23 protein-coding genes and 1 other annotated feature are annotated in these 20,839 nt (G+C 34.8%); of the genes, 20 read left to right on the plus strand and 3 right to left on the minus strand.

Annotation, left to right across the window (positions count from 1 at the left end):
* From glgD to HMPREF0367_RS06190, 5 genes are all read left to right on the plus strand, one after another.
* A complete protein-coding gene (glgD, locus tag HMPREF0367_RS06170) occupies window positions 1-1,122 on the plus strand; it encodes a glucose-1-phosphate adenylyltransferase subunit GlgD (protein WP_035402316.1) in 1,122 nt (373 codons plus the stop codon).
* Entirely contained in the window at window positions 1,122-2,564 is a 1,443-nt protein-coding gene (glgA, locus tag HMPREF0367_RS06175; RefSeq protein ID WP_022356391.1) for a glycogen synthase GlgA, read from the plus strand. The genes glgD and glgA overlap by 1 nt, the downstream gene beginning before the upstream one ends.
* On the plus strand, window positions 2,565-2,972 hold the full coding sequence (locus HMPREF0367_RS06180) for a 2-thiouracil desulfurase family protein (RefSeq protein WP_035402318.1): 408 nt from the start codon (window positions 2,565-2,567) through the stop codon (window positions 2,970-2,972).
* A 78-nt stretch (window positions 2,973-3,050) separates the two neighbouring features.
* On the plus strand, window positions 3,051-3,317 hold the full coding sequence (locus tag HMPREF0367_RS06185; RefSeq protein ID WP_015535716.1) for a phosphocarrier protein HPr: 267 nt from the start codon (window positions 3,051-3,053) through the stop codon (window positions 3,315-3,317).
* Window positions 3,318-3,501: 184 nt separating this feature from the next.
* Window positions 3,502-5,202 (plus strand): phospho-sugar mutase, encoded by a 1,701-nt coding sequence (locus HMPREF0367_RS06190; protein WP_035402321.1) that lies wholly within the window; start codon window positions 3,502-3,504, stop codon window positions 5,200-5,202.
* A 64-nt stretch (window positions 5,203-5,266) separates the two neighbouring features.
* Here HMPREF0367_RS06190 and HMPREF0367_RS06195 read toward each other — a convergent pair whose 3' ends face one another.
* Both HMPREF0367_RS06195 and HMPREF0367_RS06200 read right to left on the minus strand, forming a co-directional pair.
* Entirely contained in the window at window positions 5,267-6,427 is a 1,161-nt protein-coding gene (locus HMPREF0367_RS06195) for a pyridoxal phosphate-dependent aminotransferase (RefSeq protein ID WP_035402324.1), read from the minus strand.
* Window positions 6,424-6,918, minus strand: coding sequence for an Lrp/AsnC family transcriptional regulator (locus HMPREF0367_RS06200; RefSeq protein ID WP_035402326.1), 495 nt, complete (start codon window positions 6,916-6,918; stop codon window positions 6,424-6,426). Before HMPREF0367_RS06200 ends, HMPREF0367_RS06195 begins: the two co-directional genes overlap by 4 nt.
* Window positions 6,919-7,102: 184 nt before the next feature.
* Here HMPREF0367_RS06200 and gap point away from each other — a divergent pair, with 184 nt between their 5' ends.
* The 12 genes from gap (at window position 7,103) to rnr (ending at window position 15,678) form a co-directional block, all read left to right on the plus strand.
* Complete coding sequence (gene gap, locus HMPREF0367_RS06205) at window positions 7,103-8,116, plus strand: type I glyceraldehyde-3-phosphate dehydrogenase (RefSeq protein WP_022355960.1); 1,014 nt, start codon at window positions 7,103-7,105, stop codon at window positions 8,114-8,116.
* A gap of 116 nt (window positions 8,117-8,232) precedes the next feature.
* Window positions 8,233-8,406: a hypothetical protein gene (locus tag HMPREF0367_RS10550; protein ID WP_015535722.1), complete on the plus strand. Its 174-nt coding sequence runs from the start codon at window positions 8,233-8,235 to the stop codon at window positions 8,404-8,406.
* Between the two features lie 77 nt (window positions 8,407-8,483).
* The gene (cysS, locus tag HMPREF0367_RS06210) at window positions 8,484-9,833 is read left to right on the plus strand and encodes a cysteine--tRNA ligase (RefSeq protein ID WP_035402328.1); all 1,350 of its coding nucleotides are present in this window, start codon (window positions 8,484-8,486) and stop codon (window positions 9,831-9,833) included.
* Window positions 9,833-10,219, plus strand: a complete 387-nt coding sequence (locus HMPREF0367_RS06215) for a Mini-ribonuclease 3 (RefSeq protein ID WP_022355958.1) — start codon at window positions 9,833-9,835, stop codon at window positions 10,217-10,219. The genes cysS and HMPREF0367_RS06215 overlap by 1 nt, the downstream gene beginning before the upstream one ends.
* Complete coding sequence (rlmB, locus tag HMPREF0367_RS06220; protein ID WP_035402330.1) at window positions 10,216-10,920, plus strand: 23S rRNA (guanosine(2251)-2'-O)-methyltransferase RlmB; 705 nt, start codon at window positions 10,216-10,218, stop codon at window positions 10,918-10,920. The genes HMPREF0367_RS06215 and rlmB overlap by 4 nt, the downstream gene beginning before the upstream one ends.
* 31 nt (window positions 10,921-10,951) lie before the next feature.
* Window positions 10,952-11,548 (plus strand): hypothetical protein, encoded by a 597-nt coding sequence (locus HMPREF0367_RS06225; protein WP_035402332.1) that lies wholly within the window; start codon window positions 10,952-10,954, stop codon window positions 11,546-11,548.
* A gap of 54 nt (window positions 11,549-11,602) precedes the next feature.
* Complete coding sequence (rpmG, locus tag HMPREF0367_RS06230) at window positions 11,603-11,752, plus strand: 50S ribosomal protein L33 (RefSeq protein WP_022355955.1); 150 nt, start codon at window positions 11,603-11,605, stop codon at window positions 11,750-11,752.
* An 8-nt stretch (window positions 11,753-11,760) separates the two neighbouring features.
* The gene (gene secE / locus HMPREF0367_RS06235) at window positions 11,761-11,958 is read left to right on the plus strand and encodes a preprotein translocase subunit SecE (RefSeq protein ID WP_035402335.1); all 198 of its coding nucleotides are present in this window, start codon (window positions 11,761-11,763) and stop codon (window positions 11,956-11,958) included.
* A gap of 14 nt (window positions 11,959-11,972) precedes the next feature.
* Window positions 11,973-12,518 carry a transcription termination/antitermination protein NusG gene (gene nusG / locus HMPREF0367_RS06240; RefSeq protein ID WP_015535723.1) on the plus strand — a complete coding sequence of 182 codons (546 nt, stop codon included), beginning with the start codon at window positions 11,973-11,975 and terminating at the stop codon, window positions 12,516-12,518.
* A 23-nt stretch (window positions 12,519-12,541) separates the two neighbouring features.
* Complete coding sequence (locus tag HMPREF0367_RS06245; protein ID WP_022355952.1) at window positions 12,542-13,330, plus strand: HAD-IIA family hydrolase; 789 nt, start codon at window positions 12,542-12,544, stop codon at window positions 13,328-13,330.
* Between the two features lie 22 nt (window positions 13,331-13,352).
* Entirely contained in the window at window positions 13,353-13,583 is a 231-nt protein-coding gene (secG, locus tag HMPREF0367_RS06250) for a preprotein translocase subunit SecG (RefSeq protein WP_022355951.1), read from the plus strand.
* A gap of 43 nt (window positions 13,584-13,626) precedes the next feature.
* Window positions 13,627-15,678 carry a ribonuclease R gene (gene rnr, locus HMPREF0367_RS06255; protein ID WP_035402337.1) on the plus strand — a complete coding sequence of 684 codons (2,052 nt, stop codon included), beginning with the start codon at window positions 13,627-13,629 and terminating at the stop codon, window positions 15,676-15,678.
* On the opposite strand, the gene HMPREF0367_RS06260 is transcribed toward rnr, so the two are convergent.
* The gene (locus HMPREF0367_RS06260) at window positions 15,675-16,448 is read right to left on the minus strand and encodes a Cof-type HAD-IIB family hydrolase (protein WP_035402339.1); all 774 of its coding nucleotides are present in this window, start codon (window positions 16,446-16,448) and stop codon (window positions 15,675-15,677) included. The two genes, rnr and HMPREF0367_RS06260, sit on opposite strands and share 4 nt — an antisense overlap.
* Window positions 16,449-16,634: 186 nt before the next feature.
* Between HMPREF0367_RS06260 and HMPREF0367_RS06265 the strand changes: the two genes are divergently transcribed.
* From HMPREF0367_RS06265 to ileS, 3 genes are all read left to right on the plus strand, one after another.
* Complete coding sequence (locus HMPREF0367_RS06265; protein WP_035402341.1) at window positions 16,635-17,072, plus strand: cell division protein SepF; 438 nt, start codon at window positions 16,635-16,637, stop codon at window positions 17,070-17,072.
* Window positions 17,073-17,079: 7 nt separating this feature from the next.
* Window positions 17,080-17,820 carry a YlmH family RNA-binding protein gene (locus HMPREF0367_RS06270; RefSeq protein ID WP_035402343.1) on the plus strand — a complete coding sequence of 247 codons (741 nt, stop codon included), beginning with the start codon at window positions 17,080-17,082 and terminating at the stop codon, window positions 17,818-17,820.
* Window positions 17,815-18,036 (plus strand) — a binding site (T-box leader). (Overlaps the previous gene by 6 nt.)
* 34 nt (window positions 18,037-18,070) lie before the next feature.
* Complete coding sequence (gene ileS, locus HMPREF0367_RS06275) at window positions 18,071-20,797, plus strand: isoleucine--tRNA ligase (protein WP_035402345.1); 2,727 nt, start codon at window positions 18,071-18,073, stop codon at window positions 20,795-20,797.
* Window positions 20,798-20,839 lie beyond the last annotated feature (42 nt).

Below are 20,839 nucleotides of genomic sequence, written 5' to 3' on the forward strand. Positions count from 1 at the left end.
ATGTGTAACGCATTAGGAATTATTACATACAACGGACTTAACGTATATGTTCAAGGGTTGCAAGAATATCGTCCTATCGCAGGTTTTAACTTTTTAGGAAGATATCGTCTTGTCGATTTTCCGATTTCAAATATGACAAATTCAGGAATTGATGAGATCCAGGTTTTCATCAAGGGAAATCCTCGCCCTATGATCGAGCATATTGGAGATGGTCGTCAATACAATATCAATTCAAAACATGGTAGCCTTGATTTGATTCCATACTACAATGAAGAGGGTCGCGGTAATCCAGAGTTTGCTCCAGATGTAGAAAGTTATTACAACAATATTAATCAGATTGAAGATAACACCAATGATTATGTAATCATTGCACCAGTTAATATGATCTATACAGCAAATTATAAAGATTTGTTAAATCAGCACATTGAAAGTGGAGCAGAGATTTCTATTCTTTATCAAAACGTAGATGATGCAAAAGATAAATATATCAACTGTGATGTATTACAGATGAATCGCCAAAAAGGTGTATTAAAGATTGAACAGAATCTTGGTAATTACAAGACCCGTGCTCTTTCTTTGCAAACTTATATCTTATCAAAAGAATTATTTATTCAACTTGTTAAGGAAGCACGTAAAGTCAGCAGTATGTACTGGTTCAAAGATATCGTAAATGATCACTGTGTTGATATGGATATTCGTGCAATCAACTATCGTGGAAATGTTTACTGTATCAATGATTTACGTTCTTATTTTGAAAGTAATTTAGCTTTACTGGAAGAATCTCAAATGAAACAGTTCTCTAAAGACTCTTGGCCAATCTACACTCGTACAAGTGATACAGCACCAGCAATTTATTTAAAAGGTGGAAGTGCAAGCGGTTCATTTATTGCCAATGGATGTCAGATCAGCGGATCTGTAAAGAATTCGATCATTGGTCGTGGAAGTGTAATTGGCAAAGGTGCTAAGATTGAAAACTGTGTTATTATGTCCGATGTTGTCATTGGGGAAGATGCTGTATTGAAGAATGTGATCATTGATAAACATTCTAAGGTTCTTAAGAAAAAAGAATTGATCGGTAATGCGGAAGATCCTTTGTATATCGGTAGAAGGGAGAATGTTTAATGGCTTCAATTTTAATGGTTGCCAGTGAAGGCCTTCCTTTCATTAAAACAGGTGGTCTTGCCGATGTTATTGGTTCATTGCCTTTAGCTTTGACAGAAAAGGGTCATGAAGTGAAAGTAGTTATGCCTTTATATCGCAAGATTGCTGAAAAATACATGGATGAATTGTATTTCGATTGTGAATATACAGTATCTATTAACTATCAGGAAGTTCCTGTACGTGTATACTCAAAAATGGTAGATGATGTTTGTTTCTTCTTTATCCAGCATCAAGGTTACTTTGAAAGAGATACATTATATGGATATCAGGATGATGGAGAACGTTTTGCGTATTTCCAGAAAGCTGTTATCGAAATGTTGAATCAGTTGAACTACTGGCCTAATATCATCCATTGTCATGATTGGCATACTGGTATGATTCCTTGTATGATCAAAGAAACACATAACAATGACTCACGTTACAACGCGATTCGTTTTGTTTACACGATCCATAATTTAGCGTTCCAAGGAAACTTTGGCCCTGAAATGTTAGATTCATGTCTAGGTTTACCTTATTATCTATTAGATAACGGAAACGTGCGTTTCGACGGAGGTATTTCCTTCATGAAATCAGGTATCCTTTATTCTGATAAGATCACTACTGTTTCTCCAACATACTCACAGGAGATTCTTACAAGTCAATATGGTGAACATCTAGAAGCGGTATTGAATATGCGTAAGTATGATTTGTGGGGCATTGTAAATGGAATCGATATTGAATTGTGGAACCCTAAAACCGACCCAGAAATTCCATATCACTTTGATAAAGTAAATATTAAAAGTGAGAAACTTAAAAACAAATTGGCATTGCAAAAAGAATTGGGCTTAGATGAAAATAAAGATGTAATGTTGGTTGGATGTGTAAGTCGTTTGACTTGGCAAAAAGGTTTCTATCTTTTGATGGAACAACTTGATGCATTATGTGCAGCTCCAATTCAATTGGTTATCTTAGGTAGCGGCGAAAAACAAATCGAACAGAAGTTCAGAGAGCTTGAAAACGGCAATAAAGGAAAGATTTGTTTCTATCAAGGATATAATGAAAGCCTTGCTCATCGAATCTATGCAGCAAGCGATTTGTTCCTGATGCCAAGTTTGTTTGAACCATGCGGATTATCTCAGTTATGTTCATTGCGCTATGGTACTTTACCTCTTGTACGTGAAACAGGTGGATTAAAAGACACAGTTAATGCATATAATGAATATGATAAAACAGGGAACGGATTCAGCTTTGAAAAATACGATTCAAATGATTTGATCCACACATTATATTATGCGATCGATGTATACTATAATCGTAAGCAGGATTGGGATATGTTAGTCACAAATGCTTTAAATTCCGATGTTTCTTGGCAGAACAGTGCTAAAACATATTGCCTGTTATATGATGAGTTGTTGAATCAGTAAATGAAAGTATTGGTCAGCGCCTGTTTATTAGGTCATAACTGTAAATATTCAGGTGGTAATAACTACGATCCTATTTTAAATGAATTATTAAAGGGACATGAAATCATTCCAGTCTGTCCTGAAGTGATGGGTGGATTATCCATACCTAGAATTCCTTGTGAGATTATAGGAGATAAGGTAATCGGTAAAGATGGAAATGATTATACGTATCCTTATCAATTAGGAGCAAAAAAAGCTTTGGAAATTGCTAAAAAAGAAAAAATAACATTAGCAATCCTAAAGAAAAGAAGTCCTAGTTGTGGTGCTTCCTTGGTATATGATGGAACATTTACAAAACGTCTTGTGATAAAAGATGGTATCTTTGCAAGAGAGTTAAAGGAATTAAATGTTTTGATTTTGGAAGCGTAATCAAAAAATGCTATTTAGTATTGTTTTATTGATAAAAATGGACTAAAATATTTTTAGGTTTATTAGGAGGAATTAATAATGAAACAAGTAACTGTAACTGTAATCGATCCAGTTGGATTGCATGCACGTCCTGCAACAGTAGCTGTAAATGCTGCAAGTAAATTTAAAAGTGAAATCAATGTAGCTTTCAAAGGACGTGAAGTAAACATGAAATCAATCATGGGTGTTATGTCTTTAGGAATCCCAACTCAGTCTGAAATTACTATCAGCTGTACTGGTGAAGACGAAGAAGCTGCTGTAGCTGCAATCGAAGAAGTATTGCGCGCACAGAAAATCATCGCTTAATTATAATAGTTAAGGATAAGAAAGAGGTTGACTAAATTGTGTCGACCTCTTTATTTTCATATGGAAAACAATATGAGAATTTTTGAAAAGATCAATGGATTTTAATCATATTTGATTGAAAACGATTACATATTGCTCAAATTGTGCTATAATTCCATTAGAAATTTAACAGGAGGAATTTATTATGTCTTTAACTCAAGAAAGATATGAAAAATGGGTGAATCACCCAAATCTAGATGCTCGTTATAAAGATGTATTAGAAAATATGAACGAAGAAGAAAAAAACGATGCATTCTATACATTAATTGAATTTGGTACAGCTGGAATGAGAGGACTATTAGGTCCGGGTACAAATCGTATTAATATTCATACGATTCGAAAAGCAACACAAGGGTATGCAAATTATATTATTGCCGTTGGTAAAGAAGCTTGTGAAAAAGGTATTGCCATTGGATATGATAATCGTCATATGTCTAGAGAACTTGCCTTTGACTGTGCTGATCTTTTAGCTAAAAATAATATTCGATCTTATGTATTCGAATCACTACGACCTACACCAGAATTAAGTTTTGCGGTTCGTCATTTAGGATGCTTTGGTGGTATCATGATTACCGCAAGTCATAATCCAAAAGAATATAACGGATATAAATTGTATGATGATAAAGGATGTCAGTTGATTCCTTCTTTAGCTGCACAGGTTATCGATCAAGTTAATGCAATCGAAGATGAATTGGCTATTGATGCAAATTGTACAGAAGAACAGAAAAAATTAATTACTGTTATAGGTAAAGATGTTGATGAAGAATACTATAAAAATGTTTTAAGCATTCAGTTAAATCCGGATGTAAATAAAGATATTAAGATCGTATTCTCGCCAGAACATGGTACAGCCAATATTCCAGTTCAAGAAGTTTATAAACGTGCTGGTTATACTTGTATTCCTGTTGAAGAACAATGCACACCAGATCCAGATTTTTCAAATACACCAACTCCAAATCCAGAACAACCAGGAGCTTATGAATTGGCTTTGGAATATGCAAAGAAAAATGATGCAGATTTGATATTAGTATGTGATCCAGATGCTGATAGAATGGGTGTAGGTGTAAAACACAATGGTGAATATGTTGTATTAACGGGTAATCAGTCTGGTTCAGTAGAAATTGAATATATTTGTTCTCAATTGACAAAACAGAATAAAATGCCTGAAAACCCTGTTATGTTCAATACTGTTGTAACAAGCGATTTAGGTGAGAAAGTCGCAGCTGATTATGGTGTTACGACTGAAAAGACATTAACTGGATTTAAATTCATTGGAGAAAAAGTTGCCAAATATGAAGTAACACACGAAAAGAATTATGTATTTGGTTATGAAGAAAGTTATGGATCATTGATCAAACCTTTTGTTCGTGACAAAGATGCTCCTCAAGCTTGTTTGATGTTGGCAGAAGCTTGTGCTTACTATAAACAGGAAGGAAAAGATCTTGTTGATGTATTAGACAGTTTGTACGATCGTCATGGAACATATGAAGAAAGTCAAGTTGCATTAACATTGTCTGGTGAAGCAGGAGCGAACCGAATCAAAGAAATTCTCGCAAATCTAAGAAAGGATTCTCCAGCTGAAATTGGTGGAACGAAAGTTGTTAAGAGCGAAGATTATAAAGAATGTGTGATCAAAGAAGGTGACAAAGTTACTGAATTGACTGGCTTCACAAAGTCAGATGTATTGAAATACTATCTAGAAGATGGAAGCTGGATTGCAGTAAGACCTAGCGGAACAGAACCAAAATGTAAATTCTACTATTGTATCAAAGGAGCTTCTAAAGAAGATGCTCATAATAAAACAGTTCATTTCCAACAGGCAATGAAAGAATTAACACAATCATAAGAGCAGGAATATTACAATTCCTGCTCTTTTTAAGTAAGAAAAAAAGCAGCTGATTAGTCAGCTGCTATTTAATTCTAGACGAAATGAAATGTTCAATGCGATCGCAAGCTTCTTTGATGTGATCTAAGCTGTAAGCATAAGAGATTCGTATAAATCCTTCTCCGCTTTCACCAAAGGCTGTTCCTGGTACACAGGCAACCTTTTCTTCTTCAAGAAGCTTTTCACAGAATTCATCACTGGAGAGCCCGGTAATTTGAATGTTTGGGAAAACATAGAATGTTCCATGAGGCATGTTTGTTTTTAGTCCCATGCGATTTAAACGATTAACCAGCAAATTTCTTCGGTTTAAATAATCATTTTTCATTACAAGTACATCATCTATACCGTTTCTTAGTGCTTCTAAACCAGCATATTGTGCAGCAGTTGGAGCTGACATAATGATGTATTGATGGATTTTTGTCATTTGAGCACTTATTTCTTTGTTGGATAGAACATATCCTAAACGCCATCCCGTCATAGCAAAAGCTTTAGAGAATCCATTAATGACAATGACCTGATCACGAATTTCTTCAAATTGTGCTAAACTGGCAAATTCTTGATCAAAGCTGAGTTCAGCGTAGATTTCATCACTTATAACATAGATCCCTGATTCTTTTATGATTGGAACAAGTTTTTCATAGTCTTCATATGTCATGACACCACCGGTTGGGTTACTAGGGAAGTTGATCATCAAAGCTTTCGTTTTATCGGTAATAGCGTTCTTTAGATCTTCAGGTAAAAGTTTAAAATCGTTTTCTTCTTTTAACTGGATCATAACGCATTTGCCATCCGCTAACTCAACTGCTGGGGCATAGGCAACGTAGTTTGGATCAAGCATGATTACTTCATCGCCTGGATTAAGTAAAGCTCTAAAAGCTATATCGATAGCTTCCGATCCACCAACTGTAACCAAAGTTTCCGTTTCTGGATCGTAGTTTTGATTGTAACGAGTTTTATGAAATTTACAGATTTCCTGTCTAAGTTCTAATAATCCTCGATTTGCGGTGTAATGCGTTTTTCCCTGACTCATGGAATAAATTGCATTTTCACAAATATGCCAAGGAGTGTTAAAATCCGGTTCACCTACACCAAGTGAAATAACGCCTTCCATCGTATTGGCAAGATCAAAGAATTTACGAATTCCACTTGGCTTAATGTCCTTTACTTTTCTTGATAATTCTTTCATGGTGTCACGACCAATCTATGCTGTTCTTCTTTTTCCTGATCAACGATCACGATACCGCTTTGTTTATACTGCTTTAAGACGAATAATGTTTTTGTGCTGCGGACATCTTCAACGCAGGCGATCTTATCAGATACGAAACGTGCAACTTCAAACATTGTTTTTCCTTGAACCAAACATAAAAAGTCGCAATCACCACTTAATAAATACATCGTATCTACTTCAGGATAATTTGCAATCAAAGATGCAGTCTTATCATATCCTTTATTTCTTTGTGGAATACAGTCTACTTCTATATAGGCAAGTACTTTTTCGTCTCGTAATGCCTTGTTATAATTTATAACGGTATGGTAACCACAAATTATTTTTTCATCTTCTAATTTTTTGATTTCTTTGGCAACCTCATCTTTATCCTCGTTAAGAATATCGGCAAGATCCTGGCTTGATAGTCGTGCATCACTTTCCAACAAGTCTAATAATTTTGACTGATTCATAATGATCCTCCTTATATAAGCTATATTTTAACACTTTTTTTTAATGGAATAAATATAGAGTATTTAACGAATTACGGTTTAGATATTTTAACACATAATTTACACTTTTAGACTAGTTAATTCATTGACAAACGGGTATCTAAATTCTATAATATTGATGATTATTAAAGGAGGATTTACTGATATGACAGTAAAAGTTGCAATCAACGGATTTGGACGTATCGGACGTTTGGCTTTCCGTCAGATGTTTGGTGCTGAAGGGTATGAAGTAGTAGCTATCAACGATTTGACTAGCCCTAAAATGTTAGCTCATTTGTTGAAATACGATTCAACTCAGGGTACTTATGCTAAAGCTGACACAGTAACAGCTGGCGAAAATTCAATCACAGTTGATGGAAAAGAAATCACAATTTATGCAGAAGCTGATGCTTCTAAATTGCCATGGGGTGACCTTGGTGTAGATGTAGTTTTGGAATGTACAGGATTCTATACTTCTAAAGCTAAAGCTGAAGCACACATCAAAGCAGGTGCTCGTAAAGTTGTTATCTCTGCTCCAGCAGGAAACGACCTTCCAACTATTGTTTACAATGTAAACCATGAAACTTTAACTCCAGAAGATACTGTTATCTCTGCAGCTAGTTGTACAACAAACTGCTTGGCTCCAATGGCTAATGCATTGAACAAATTAGCTCCAATCCAGTCTGGTATCATGACTACAGTTCATGCTTACACTGGTGACCAGATGACTCTTGATGGACCTCAGCGTAAAGGTGACCTACGTCGTAGCCGTGCTGCTGCAGTTAACATCGTTCCTAACTCTACTGGTGCTGCTAAGGCTATCGGTCTAGTTATCCCTGAATTGAACGGAAAACTTATCGGTTCAGCTCAGCGTGTTCCAACTCCTACAGGATCTACAACTATCTTAGTTGCAGTTGTTGAAGGAAAAGTAACTGTAGATGAAATCAATGCTGCTATGAAAGCTGCTGCTACTGAATCTTTCGGTTATACTGAAGAACAGTTAGTATCTAGCGACATCATCGGTATGCGTTATGGTTCATTGTTTGATGCTACTCAGACAATGGCTCATGAAATGGCTGATGGAAACACTCATGTACAGGTTGTTTCTTGGTATGACAACGAAAATTCATACACTAGCCAGATGGTTCGTACAATCAAATACTTCTCTGAATTAAAGTAAGAACTTGATGTATGATCAAAAGGATCCTTATGGATCCTTTTTTTTCTTGTATGTGCCTGCCTTGAAAAAAAGGTGATTATAGGGTATTCTAAATATATTGAAACGAGGTGTGTTCTATGGCAATTAAAACACGTTTGATTGATGAAGATAGAGATAATTTGACCAAAGATGTTAATGATTTAGACGCTGCATATTTAGAGCGTATGAAAGAAGATGGAATCGACCCAGAACTTTTAGCACAATTTCGTGATCTATCTCTAGAAATGGATGAACAAACACAAATAAAATAACTTGTTTCAAACTGTAATTATGATCGAAGCATAGGTATTTACTTATGCTTTTTTACACTATATGAAGGGAGCCCATTATGAAATTATATAATAGTTATTCGCTGCAACTTGAAGAATTAAAACCAATTGAACCGGGAAAGGTATCCATGTATGTATGTGGACCTACGGTTTACAATTATCCTCATATCGGAAATGCTCGACCTATTGCGGTCTTTGATACATTAAAGAAAGCTTTAAGTGCTCAAGGATTGGATGTTACATTTGTTTCTAATTACACGGATGTAGATGACAAGATCATCAATGCGGCTATTGAAAACAATGTCTCAGAAAAAGAGATTACTGATAAATATATTGAGGCGTATAATGAAGTTAGAAATAACTTGAATGCTGATCTTCCAGATGTAGCACCTAGAGTGACTGAAACGATGGATCAGATCATTGAATTTATTGATAAAATGGTTAAAAATGGATCTGCATATGTTGTAGATGGAGATGTTTATTTCCGTGTAAGCAGTGATCCGAAGTATGGTGAATTATCACATCAAAAAATGGAAGATTTGATGGTTGGAGCACGTATTGATGAAAATACAAAAAAGGAAAATCCATTAGATTTTACTTTATGGAAAGTTACTGAAAAAGGAATCAAATGGGATTCACCTTGGTCAAAAGGACGACCTGGTTGGCATACTGAATGTGTAGTCATGATACAAAATGTATTTAAGAAACCGTTGATCGATATTCATGGTGGAGGATTGGATCTAAAATTCCCGCATCATGAAAATGAAGTTGCCCAATGTGAAGTATGTAATCATACACATCTTGCCAACATGTGGGTACACAATGGTATGATCAATATTGATGGCGCTAAAGTTTCTAAGTCTACTATGACGGAAGAACAAAAGAGCAAGCTATGGGCAAAAGATCTAATTGCGCATCATGGAGGTAATACGATTCGCTGGGTCTTGATTTCTGCTCATTACAGAGCTCCATTGAACTTATCTGATGAAACAATTGATACAGCTAAAAAGGAATTAACAAAAATTCAATCTGCTTATAAACAAGCTATTGTAAAATTACAGCTTGTCAATTTTAAGAATGTTGATTCTTATGATGAAGATCTATGGACAAAGTTCATTGATGAGATCAACGATGATCTAAATACACCAAATGCCATAGCGCAGGTATTTGAAACAGTCAAAATTCTCAATCAATCTTTGCGTGTAAGAGAAATTGATGAAAATAAAGTAGCTTCTTTGGTAAATGCTCTAGAAAAAATGATGTATGTTCTTGGTATTAAATTAGATCATATTACATTAAGTGATGCAGATAAAGCAACGTATCAGAAATGGCAGGATGCTAAAAAGGAAAAAGATTTCGCAAAAGCTGATGAATATAGAACTATCCTGCAGGACAAAGGAATTCTATAATGGAAATCGTTACTGAGAATGCGACAAGTCTTGCCTGGATTGGTGATGCGATTATGACACTTAAGGTGCGAGAACACATTTTAAAAAAAGGGTATCGAAAAGCTGATATTCTACAAAAGAAGAGTGCACGTATTTGTAGTGCAAAAGGACAGGCTTGTATCTTATCAACGCTTCGTGAAGAAAATTTTTTTAACGAAGTGGAATGTGAAATCCTTCAAAGAGGAAGAAATGCTACAATTCACTCTAAGGCAAAGAATGCGGATGGGAAAACTTATCTAGAAGCAACCGCATTGGAGGCTTTGATTGGATATTTATATTTATATGAACATCAAGATCGACTTGAACAACTTTTAGATAAAGTAATAGAATATGGAGACAAACTATGATCGTATATGGAAAAAATGTTTTTACCATGATTGAAAAAGATGCAGATTTAATTGAACAGATTTATCTTTTAAAAGATCTTAAAGACAAAAGGATCTTGCAGAGAGTTCAAGCTCTAAAACTTCCTTATACGTTTTTAAATCGCGCTCAGATGGATAAAAAAGCAGGGAATCCGCATCATCAGGGAATCATATGTGAGACACAAGATATAAAGACATATTCTTATGAAGAATTACTAAAGAAGGCCAAAACTCCAGGGTTGTTTGTAGCTTTGGACGGCATTCAAGATCCACATAATTTAGGAGCCATTTTAAGAACTTGTGACTGTACAGGTGTTCAAGGTGTCTTTATTACTAAGCATAATAGTTCTCCTTTAACTCCAACTGCTATTAAAGCCAGCACAGGTGCAGCATATACTGTTCCTGTCAGCATCGTTACTAATCTTTCGCAAACGTTACGGAATCTAAAAAAAGAAGGATACTGGGTCGTTGGTAGTGACATGGACAATGCCCGCGATTACCGTGAAGGTATCTATGATGTGCCTTTGGTCCTCGTCATTGGATCAGAGGGGAAGGGAATATCACCTTTGGTAAAAAAACAGTGTGACTATATGGTTTCATTGCCGATGGTAGGTACGATCACATCGTTAAATGCTAGTGTAGCGTGTGCTGTTTTACTGTACCAGATATTCTCTGATCGATGATTTACGTATTTGTAGAGAGTAAAGGCGAAACATGAAGAAAGAAAATGTTAATGAATTAATTTATAACTACTATCAAAAAGATGAATATGCACTAAAAGAAATCATTGAATTTTATCGACCTATGGTCATTAAAATATTACAGGAAAAATGTGATTTTCAAGATAATAGAACGGCCATCTATAAAGATGTTCTAAGTCGTGCAGACTATCTTCTTGTGAAATGCCTTGAACATTTTCGTTATGGATACAATGGTTCATTTACTTCGTTTTATCGTCGTTCCTTATACAATATGGTTGTTAATGTTGTTCGAAGCTATTCACGTGAAAGAACCATTTCGTATAAAATGCTTCCAATCTATCACTATGTCAAAGAAGATTCAAAATACTTAGATTTAAATAATGCGATTTCGCAAAGCAACGAATCAGTACATGAAGAAGTCATGTTACATCTTGAGGTAGAGGAAAAATTAACAGATGCGAAAAACGTGTTTACAGAGCTTGATCTAAAAATATTAGAATTAAAACAGGAGGGTTTTAGTACAGCATTTATTGCGGAAAAACTTCAAATGAATGTAAGAAGTATTCGTTATCGCATAAATAAAATGAAAAAGTATATTTTATCGGATTGACAGAATGCTTGATTTGATGTTACATTTTATTAGTTACAAAAGGGAGGTAAGATTATGGCTGACAAAGTAATCCTTACATGTACTGAATGTTTATCTAGGAACTATGTAACTGAAAAAAATAAAAAGACGCATTTGCAGCGTCTTGAAATAAAAAAATACTGCCCAAAGTGTAAAAAACACACTTTGCATAAGGAAACGAAGTGAGGGATATCATGGCAAAAGAAAAAAAAGATCGAGTTTATTCACCAGCTGGTGTAATCAGAGAACTGAAAACAGTTAAATGGCCAACTTTTAAAGAATTGATGTCTACAAGTGGAATGGTCATTCTTTTCACTGTATTATTTGGAGTTTATTTCTTTATTTGTGAATTGGTGGCTTCTGGTTTGATCAATTTTATTGTTAAAGCTTAATTTAGGAGGAAAACATGGCTGAATTGAAGAAAGAATGGTATGTAGTTAATACCTATGCTGGACAGGAAAATCGTGTTAAAGAAAACCTTGAACGTCGTGTAAAAACGATGGGTTTAGAAGATTCATTGTTTCAGATCGTTGTAGCGGAAGAAAAAGAAATTGAATATAAGAACGGTAAACCTGTTGAAAAAACTAAAAATCTATTCTCTGGTTATGTACTTGTACAAATGATCATGACAGATGAAGCATGGTATGTAGTTCGTAACACGCCAGGTGTTACAGGATTTATTGGCTCTAGTGGTAAAGGGGCTAAACCATTCCCTGTATCACAGGAAGAAATTGATTCTGTTTTACGTCGCTTAGGGCGTCAGGATATGTCTGTTCAGGTTGATTTTGAGGTTGGAGATACTGTAGAAATCTTGAATGGTGCATTTAAAAATAGTGAAGGAACAGTTGAAAAAATGGATGATGACAAGAAAGAGGCAACTGTTTTATTGATTTTATTCGGACGTGAAACACCTACAGATATTCCTTATATGGATCTAAAGAAAGTCGACTAGACTTTCTTTTTTTGGAGGTTGAAATGAAAACGGTTGTTTTAGATCTGGATGGCACAATGTATCGTGGTTCTCAAATCATACAAAGTGCTAAAGAATTTATTGATTATTGTCTTGAAAATAAGATTCCTTTTATCTTCTTAACGAATAACGCAATGCGTACACGCGCACAAAACGTGAAGCATATGTTAGACATGGGATACTCAGGAATTTCGAGTGAACAGTTTTTTAATAGTGCCATGGCTGCCTGTGCATACGCAAAAAAACAGTATTCTATCAAAAGAGCAGTGTATTTAGGCAAAGATGGATTAAAGGAAGCAATGGAACTGTCTTCCATAGAATATGATCCAAAGCATCCGCAGGCTGTCTTTGTTGGATTGAATAAAGAAGCGACTTATCAGGAATATTCTCAATATTTGGCGTATCTGTTGAAAGGTGCCAAGTTAATAGGTACAAATAAAGATCGTATCCTGGCAAGCCCAAAAGGATTTGAAATAGGAAATGGAAGTATTGTCAAGATGTTTGAATACGCTTCAAATCAAATAAGTCCTGATATTGGAAAACCGGCAACCCCTATTTTAGATTTATGTCTGGATCATTTTGAATTGGATCGTAATGATATTCTTCTTGTTGGAGATAACTTAGAAACAGATATAAAACTCGGACAAAATGCGAATATTGAAACTGTATTTGTACAGACTGGCGTTCATACAAAAGAGGATATCAAACGACTCAATATTCACCCGACATATGTAATTGATCATTTGATGGAATTACCAGCATTGATTTTTGATCATAATAATGATACAATCTAGAAACGTAGAAAGAGTGAACAAAATGGAAGATATTTTGAATGTTATATTAATGTGCCTAAGTGCTGTAATTATTATTTTAGTTCTTTTGCAGAGTGGTAAATCAGATGGTTTATCTGCTGCATTTACCGGAAGTGGTGATTTGAACTTGTTTGCGGTAACAAAAGAACGTGGACCAGAAAAGTTTATTAGCCGTATGACTTTGGTTTGCGGTATCGTATTCTTTGCGTTGGTCATTGCTTTGCAGATCGTTTAAAAAAGGGCATTAAGCTCTTTTTTTTTTGGAAAGGAGGTTTTTTATGAAAAATCAAATTCTAGACTATTTAAAAATTCATCAACAAGCAACCCTAAAAGAAATCGAAAAAGCTTGTAAACCAAGAACAAGTAAAGACTTTACAAATATGATACGTTCTTTAAACGAGATGGAGGAAGAAAAGTTGATTTTTAATGATCATCATATATATCAATATATCGATCCATCCTGTATGTTTATAGGGAGCGTAAAAGATATTTCTCGTTTTGAGTTTTTAGTCAATTGTGCAGATCGCAAGATTCGCGTTGATAAAAGAAACAGCCGAAATGTTTTCGAAAAAGATGAAGTGCTTGTACTGGAAAAGGAAAAACAGAACAAGATCATTCATGTCTTTTCACATGGCATCAAAAAAATTACCGGTACATTTTATCGTCGAAGAAATGAATTGATCTTTTATAGTGATGTTGATTTTCATCGACCAATCATCATCCGTAATAAAAAAGATTTTAAGATTGAGCATCGTACAAAAGCTGTGCTGGATATTATAAAGTACAAAGATCCTTTAGAAACGAAAATTTCAGCCGTATTAGGAAAAGAACATGAAAAAGGTGTCGATATCGATGCGATGTTATATGAAAATAATGTACGAATAAATTTCAATGAGCATATTAAAAAGGAAGTTAAAAAACTGGATCAAGTTGTTACAGAAAAGGATAGAATGAATCGTGTTGATTATCGAATGTTAAAAACTGTAACGATCGATGGGGATGATGCAAGAGATTTTGATGATGCGATTTCTATTGAAGAGGATGAACAGGGCTATATCTTATATGTTCATATTGCTGATGTAAGTCATTATGTAAAGAAAAATAGTGCGATAGATAAAGAAGCTTATTTACGCTCAACAAGCATTTATTTAGCTGATCGAGTTGTACCAATGCTTCCATTTGAATTGTCGAATGGAATCTGTTCATTAAATCCAAATGTAGATCGATGTACGCTAACTTGTAAAATGCATATTGATACAGAAGGAAAATGCACATCGTATACCATTGTTCCAAGTCTGATACATTCGGATCAACGCTGCACGTATGCGAAAGTGAATGCATTGCTTGAAAATGATCCAAGTGTTTTAGCTGAATACGACAATGTAAAAGATCTTTTATTACGATTAGAAAAATGCGCAAGAAGTTTACAAGAAAGATCCATGGAAAGAGGATGTATTGATTTTAATTCAAAAGAAGCCAAAATTATATTAAATAAAAACGGCAAACCTGTTGATGTACAATTGAAAAGCAGAGGATTTGCGGAGCAGATGATTGAAGAATGCATGATTTTAGCTAATGTATGTGTGGCTAATTATTTACATTCACATAGCTTGCCTTGCATGTATCGTGTGCATGAAGACCCAGATCCAAAAAAGGTTTATTCTTTATGCTCTATTGCGGATATCTTACACGAAGAAATTAATTTTGATCCAGAGCATATTCAAGCCAAGGATATTCAGTTGTTATTAGAACAAGTGAAAGATCCAGCAAATAAAGAAATTCTTTCAATTGTAGCTTTAAGAACAATGCAAAAAGCCCGTTATGATGAAAAATGTATTGGTCATTATGGATTGGCTTTATCGGAATATTGCCATTTCACATCACCAATTCGCCGATATTCGGATCTTATCGTTCACCGTATGTTAAGAAAATACTGTTTTGAGGAGTGTAAAAAAGATCCACGATATGATATGGAAATCATTCAGGAACAAAGTTTGCATGTATCTTCAAAAGAAAGAGATGCGATTGCGATAGAACGTAAAGTCGATGATTACGAAAAAGCTCTTTATATGTCTTCTAGAATTGGAAAGCGATTTAAAGGAACAATTGTTGGTGTGCAGAGCTTTGGATTCTTCGTTGAATTGGAGAATACGATCGAAGGCTTGGTTCCTATCCGATCACTATATGATGATTTCTATGAATTTGATGAAGATACAATGTCATTACAAGCGCAAATGACAGGGAATCGATATCAGATTGGTCAAAGTGTTAACGTAGTATGCATGGAAACAGATATAAATAAAGGGCAAATCACCTTTGCCCTTTGTTAGATAAGATTAAAATGTTTTAAAGCCCAGTATACACCATCTTCGCTCACTGGTTTTGTGACATAGTTGGCAACTTGTTTTACGCTTTCTACAGCATTTCCCATGGCAATACCACATCCAACAGTTTCCAACATATCTTTATCGTTACCGCCATCGCCAAATGCCATAGATTCATCTGCGGAAAAACCAAAATACTCCAAGATTTTTTTGGTTCCAATACCTTTACCACCAGTGGCTGGTATGATGTCCATTGCATCAGGATGCCATCGTGTACAAGTTGTGTGATTTAGATCTTTTAAGATCATTGGCTCTTGATCTTTTGTAGCTGCAACCATCATTTGGTAGATATTCTCTTTGATCAGTTCATCAAAGTTTTGTAAGACTTTGGCTCCATTAGGATCGGCAATCAACATATAATCATCAAGTTTTTTATCATAGAAGTTGGCACCCATTAATGTATCGGAAGCTGCCATGCAAGCTTTATCTATTTCGGATGCGTTTTGTATGACTTTTTTGACATCTTGAGGATCTAAGTGATTTTCATAAATGATCTCATCGTTGTAAAGACACAATTGTCCATTAAAAGTCAAAAAGCCATCAAATTCGATACCATCAAATTTAGGTACGATATAATAAGGCCTTCCAGTAGCCGCAAAAATTAAAATTTTGTTTTCTTTGAGTTTTTGTAGAGCATATTTTGTTTTGTCGCTCATATCATCGGCATCAATATCAATCAATGTTCCATCAATATCAAAAAATATAATTTTGACCATATTCGAATTCCTTTCTATACAAATTAGATTATAAGGAATTCAATTTAATTGTCCAATTCTTTATTGTTAAATACAAAAAGTATTTATACGTACAAATTCCAATTAGAAAAAAAGGTTTTTTTTGTGTTTTGCCTTTTCATATGAATGGATTGTGATATAATTAATGGCAGTAAGGAGGTTTTTCCCATGGGATTTATGGATAAAGTTAAAGACTTTGTTGCTCCAATTGAAGACGAAGATGAAGGTTATGAAGCAACTGAAAAAGTGCAGCCAGTTGTAGAAGAACCTGTGGAAACTCAAAGTCGCTATGAAAGGCCAAAAAGTCGTACTAATGCATCAACTTTGAGTGCAAATACTAAAATGGTATTATTTGAACCAAGAAGTTTTACTGAGGCAGAAGAAGTAGGACAGCGATTAAAAGAAGGTCGTGCTGTTGTTGTTAATTTGCATAAACTTGACAGAGATTATGCACAGCGTACAATTGACTTTTTAACAGGTGTTGTTTTTGCTTTAGACGGAAAAATTCAAAAAATTGGTCAGAATGTGATCTTATGTTCTCCAGCTCAGATTGGTGTTCAAGGACAGATCAATTTAGGAAATCCTGACGATTTTGATGAAGAATAGTCAATAAATGAATTTTAACGAAAAAGGTCATGAATTATTTATATCGCAAATACAGGATCAAATACGATCATGCCAGAAACGATATCAAATGGTTCAGACCTCTTTTTTAACGCCTGTTCAACAAGAAATCGTACAAAAATTAGCTGGTAAAAAAATAATGTATTCACTATATGGTGGATATGAAAATGCACAAAGAAAAGTCGCTTGTTTTTCTTCTTATGAAACAGATTTTGAATATGGAATAACGATCCTTGTTTCTAAGGTCGATCTAAGATTTCGCAAGGTTTCTCATAAAGATGTTCTTGGAGCTTTAATGAATTTAGGTATCGAAAGAGAAATGCTGGGAGATTTGATCGTTGAAGAGGATCGCATCATTATTTTTGTCAAAGAGAAGATGGCTGAATATATCATGCAAAATACGAATCGAATCGCAAATTGTCCTGTTTCTTTTGAAATACTAGATAATATTACGATTACTTCTAAATTGACCGAGGAAATACTGGTGAATGCATCTTCATTGCGTCTGGATGCGATTATATCCAGCTTAGCACATGTATCAAGAAGTGAAGCGACAATGATGCTGCGTCGTGGTTTTGTAAAACTTAATGATGTCGTACTTGAAGAAAATCGACAATTATGCAATAATGATTTTGTTTCAATCCGAAGATGTGGACGTTTTCAGTTTAAAGAAATAAAAACTGTAACGAAAAAGGGACGTCTATTACTTCGATTTGATAAGTTTATCTAAGCAATTATAGAAGACGCGTCAGAATTTCGATTCTTTTTAGAGAGTATCTTGTATTGGTGAAAAAGATATATAGATAGATTTTCTGGTATCACTTCTTAGCTGATTTTTTGAACTAATAGTAAAAAAATCCGGTTAAGCACCGTTATAAACTTGTTTAAGGGCACAAATCGTTTGATTTGTGAACTAAGGTGGTACCGCGTTATTAACGTCCTTAGAGAGGACGTTTTTTTTATGGAAAAGGAGAGTAAAAATGGATTACAAAGAAACACTACACATGCCTAAAACACGTTTTGAAATGCGTGGTAATTTGCCAAAGAAAGAACCTGGAATCCAAAAATCATGGCAAGAAAATCATTTATTTGAAAAAATGTTGGAACAAAGAGAAGACGCTAAACCTTTTATCCTTCATGATGGTCCTCCATATGCCAATGGGGATATTCATTTAGGACATGCTTTAAACAAAATCTTAAAAGACGTTATCAACCGTTCTCATTATATGGAAGGATATAAGATTCCATATATTCCTGGTTGGGATACTCATGGTCTTCCTATTGAAACAGCTGTTACAAAATTAGGTTATGATCGCAAAAAGATGCCTTTAGCTGAATTTAGAAAAATTTGTTATGACTATGCTATGGAGCAGGTTGAAAAACAAAAACAAGGATTCTTATCTTTGGGTTCTATTGGCGATTATGATCATCCTTATATTACACTGACAAAAGATTTTGAAGCTGAACAAATCAAGATTTTTGGGAAAATGGCAATGAAAGGATTGATCTATAAAGGATTAAAACCAGTTTATTGGTCACCAAGCAGCGAATCAGCATTAGCGGAAGCTGAAGTTGAATATAAAGATATCAAATCACCGACAATTTATGTAAAATTCCAGGTTAAAGATGGAAAAGGAGTGCTTGATACAGATACATATTTTGTCATCTGGACGACAACTCCATGGACAATTCCGGCTAACCTAGGAATTGCGGTTCATCCTCAATTTACTTATGCATTGGTAAATACCGATAAGGGTAAATTGGTCATGTTGGAAGAATTAGTTGAAACATTATGTCCAAAATTTGAATGTAAAGAATATGAAGTAATCAAAACATTCAAGGGTAAGGAATTTGAATATATTACTTGTACTCATCCTTTGTATCCTGAACGTGAAAGCTTATTAATGTTGGCAGACTATGTTACAGCGGATGCTGGTACTGGTTGCGTTCATACAGCTCCTGCATTTGGTGCTGATGACTTCTATATTGGTGCAAAATATGGCTTACCAGTATACTGTAATGTCGATGAACAAGGAAAAATGATGGCTTCATGTGGGGAATGGCTTGAAGGACAATATGTACTTGATGCGAATAAAACCGTAACGATGAAATTAGATGAATTAGGCGCTTTATTGAACCTAACATTTATTACTCACGCATATCCACATGACTGGCGTACTAAAAAACCAATCATCTTTAGAGCAACGACTCAGTGGTTTGCTTCTATTGATAAGATTCGCGATGAATTATTAAATGAAATTCATTCCATTAAATGGGTGCCATCTTGGGGTGAACAGCGTATGCATAACATGATTGCAGATCGTACAGACTGGTGTATCTCAAGACAGCGTGCATGGGGTGTTCCAATTCCTATTATTTATGGTGAAGATGATACTCCATTGATGGATGAAGCAATTTTTGATCATGTTTCTGACTTGTTTAGAGAATATGGATCAAATGTATGGTTTGAAAGAGAAGCCAAAGATCTTCTTCCTGAGGGGTATACAAGTGAACATTCTCCAAACGGTATCTTTAGAAAAGAAGTAGATACGATGGATGTATGGTTTGATTCAGGTTCCAGCCATACACCTGCTATGTTAAAGCGTGGTTTAGGATATCCTGCAGATTTATATTTTGAAGGTTCTGACCAATATCGCGGTTGGTTCAATTCTAGTTTGATCGTAGGAACTGCAGTTTATGGTAAAGCTCCTTATAAACAAGTTTTATCACATGGATTTGTCATGGATGAAAAGGGAGTTAAGATGTCAAAATCACAGTGGAATGCGGTTGCTCCAAGTGAAATTACGAAGAAATATGGAGCTGACATCTTACGTCTATGGGCATGTAGTGTCGATTATCAGGCAGACTGCTCCATGGGTCAAAACATCTTGAAACAAGTATCAGAGAACTATCGTAAAGTTCGTAATACATTCCGTTTCTTGATGGCAAATTTAGATGACAATACATTCACGAAAGAAGATTGTTTACCATTCAATGAACTTTCTGATTTAAACAAATATATGCTGGTTCGTTTAAACGATATGGTTGATGAATGTATTCCAGCTTACAATGAATATCGTTTTGGTGATATTGTGACTACATTATCCACTATGATGACCAATGAGTTATCTGCATATTATCTAGATTATACAAAAGATATTCTTTACATTGAAAAAACGGATGATCGTGCACGTCGTGAAGTACAGACTGTACTTTATACAGCTGTAGAAGTCTTGGCAAAATTATGGGCTCCAATTCTTTGTCATACGACTGAAGAAATCAATAGTTTCATGAAGTTTAATGAAACATCTATTCATTTAGAAAGCTTTAAAAAGTTAGATTTAGATTTTGATACAGAAAAACTTCGCGAAGAAATGAATGTTTTATTCGCTGTTCGTAAGGATGTATTTAAAGCACTTGAAGAAGCTCGTGCAAATCAGTTAATTGGTAAATCTTTGGAAGCGCATGTATTGATCCATGTAGATGCAGATACAAAAGCTGTGATCGATAAGATTCTAGATAAACCAGCTCAGTGGTTGATCGTTTCTAAAGTAACATTCACAGACAATGAACTAACTCAATATGAAAGCTGTCAAGTTCAAGTAGAAAAAGCAAATGGACATGTTTGCCCACGTTGCTGGAACTATACAGAAGCTGAACATGAAGATGGTCTTTGTGATCGTTGTCATGATGTTTTAACAAAATAAATCTCTTTACTGCAGCCTATAGTGGTTGCAGTTTTTTTTGTG

The organism is Faecalitalea cylindroides ATCC 27803 (assembly GCF_000469305.1).
Classification (GTDB): Bacteria; Bacillota_I; Bacilli_A; order Erysipelotrichales; family Erysipelotrichaceae; genus Faecalitalea; species Faecalitalea cylindroides.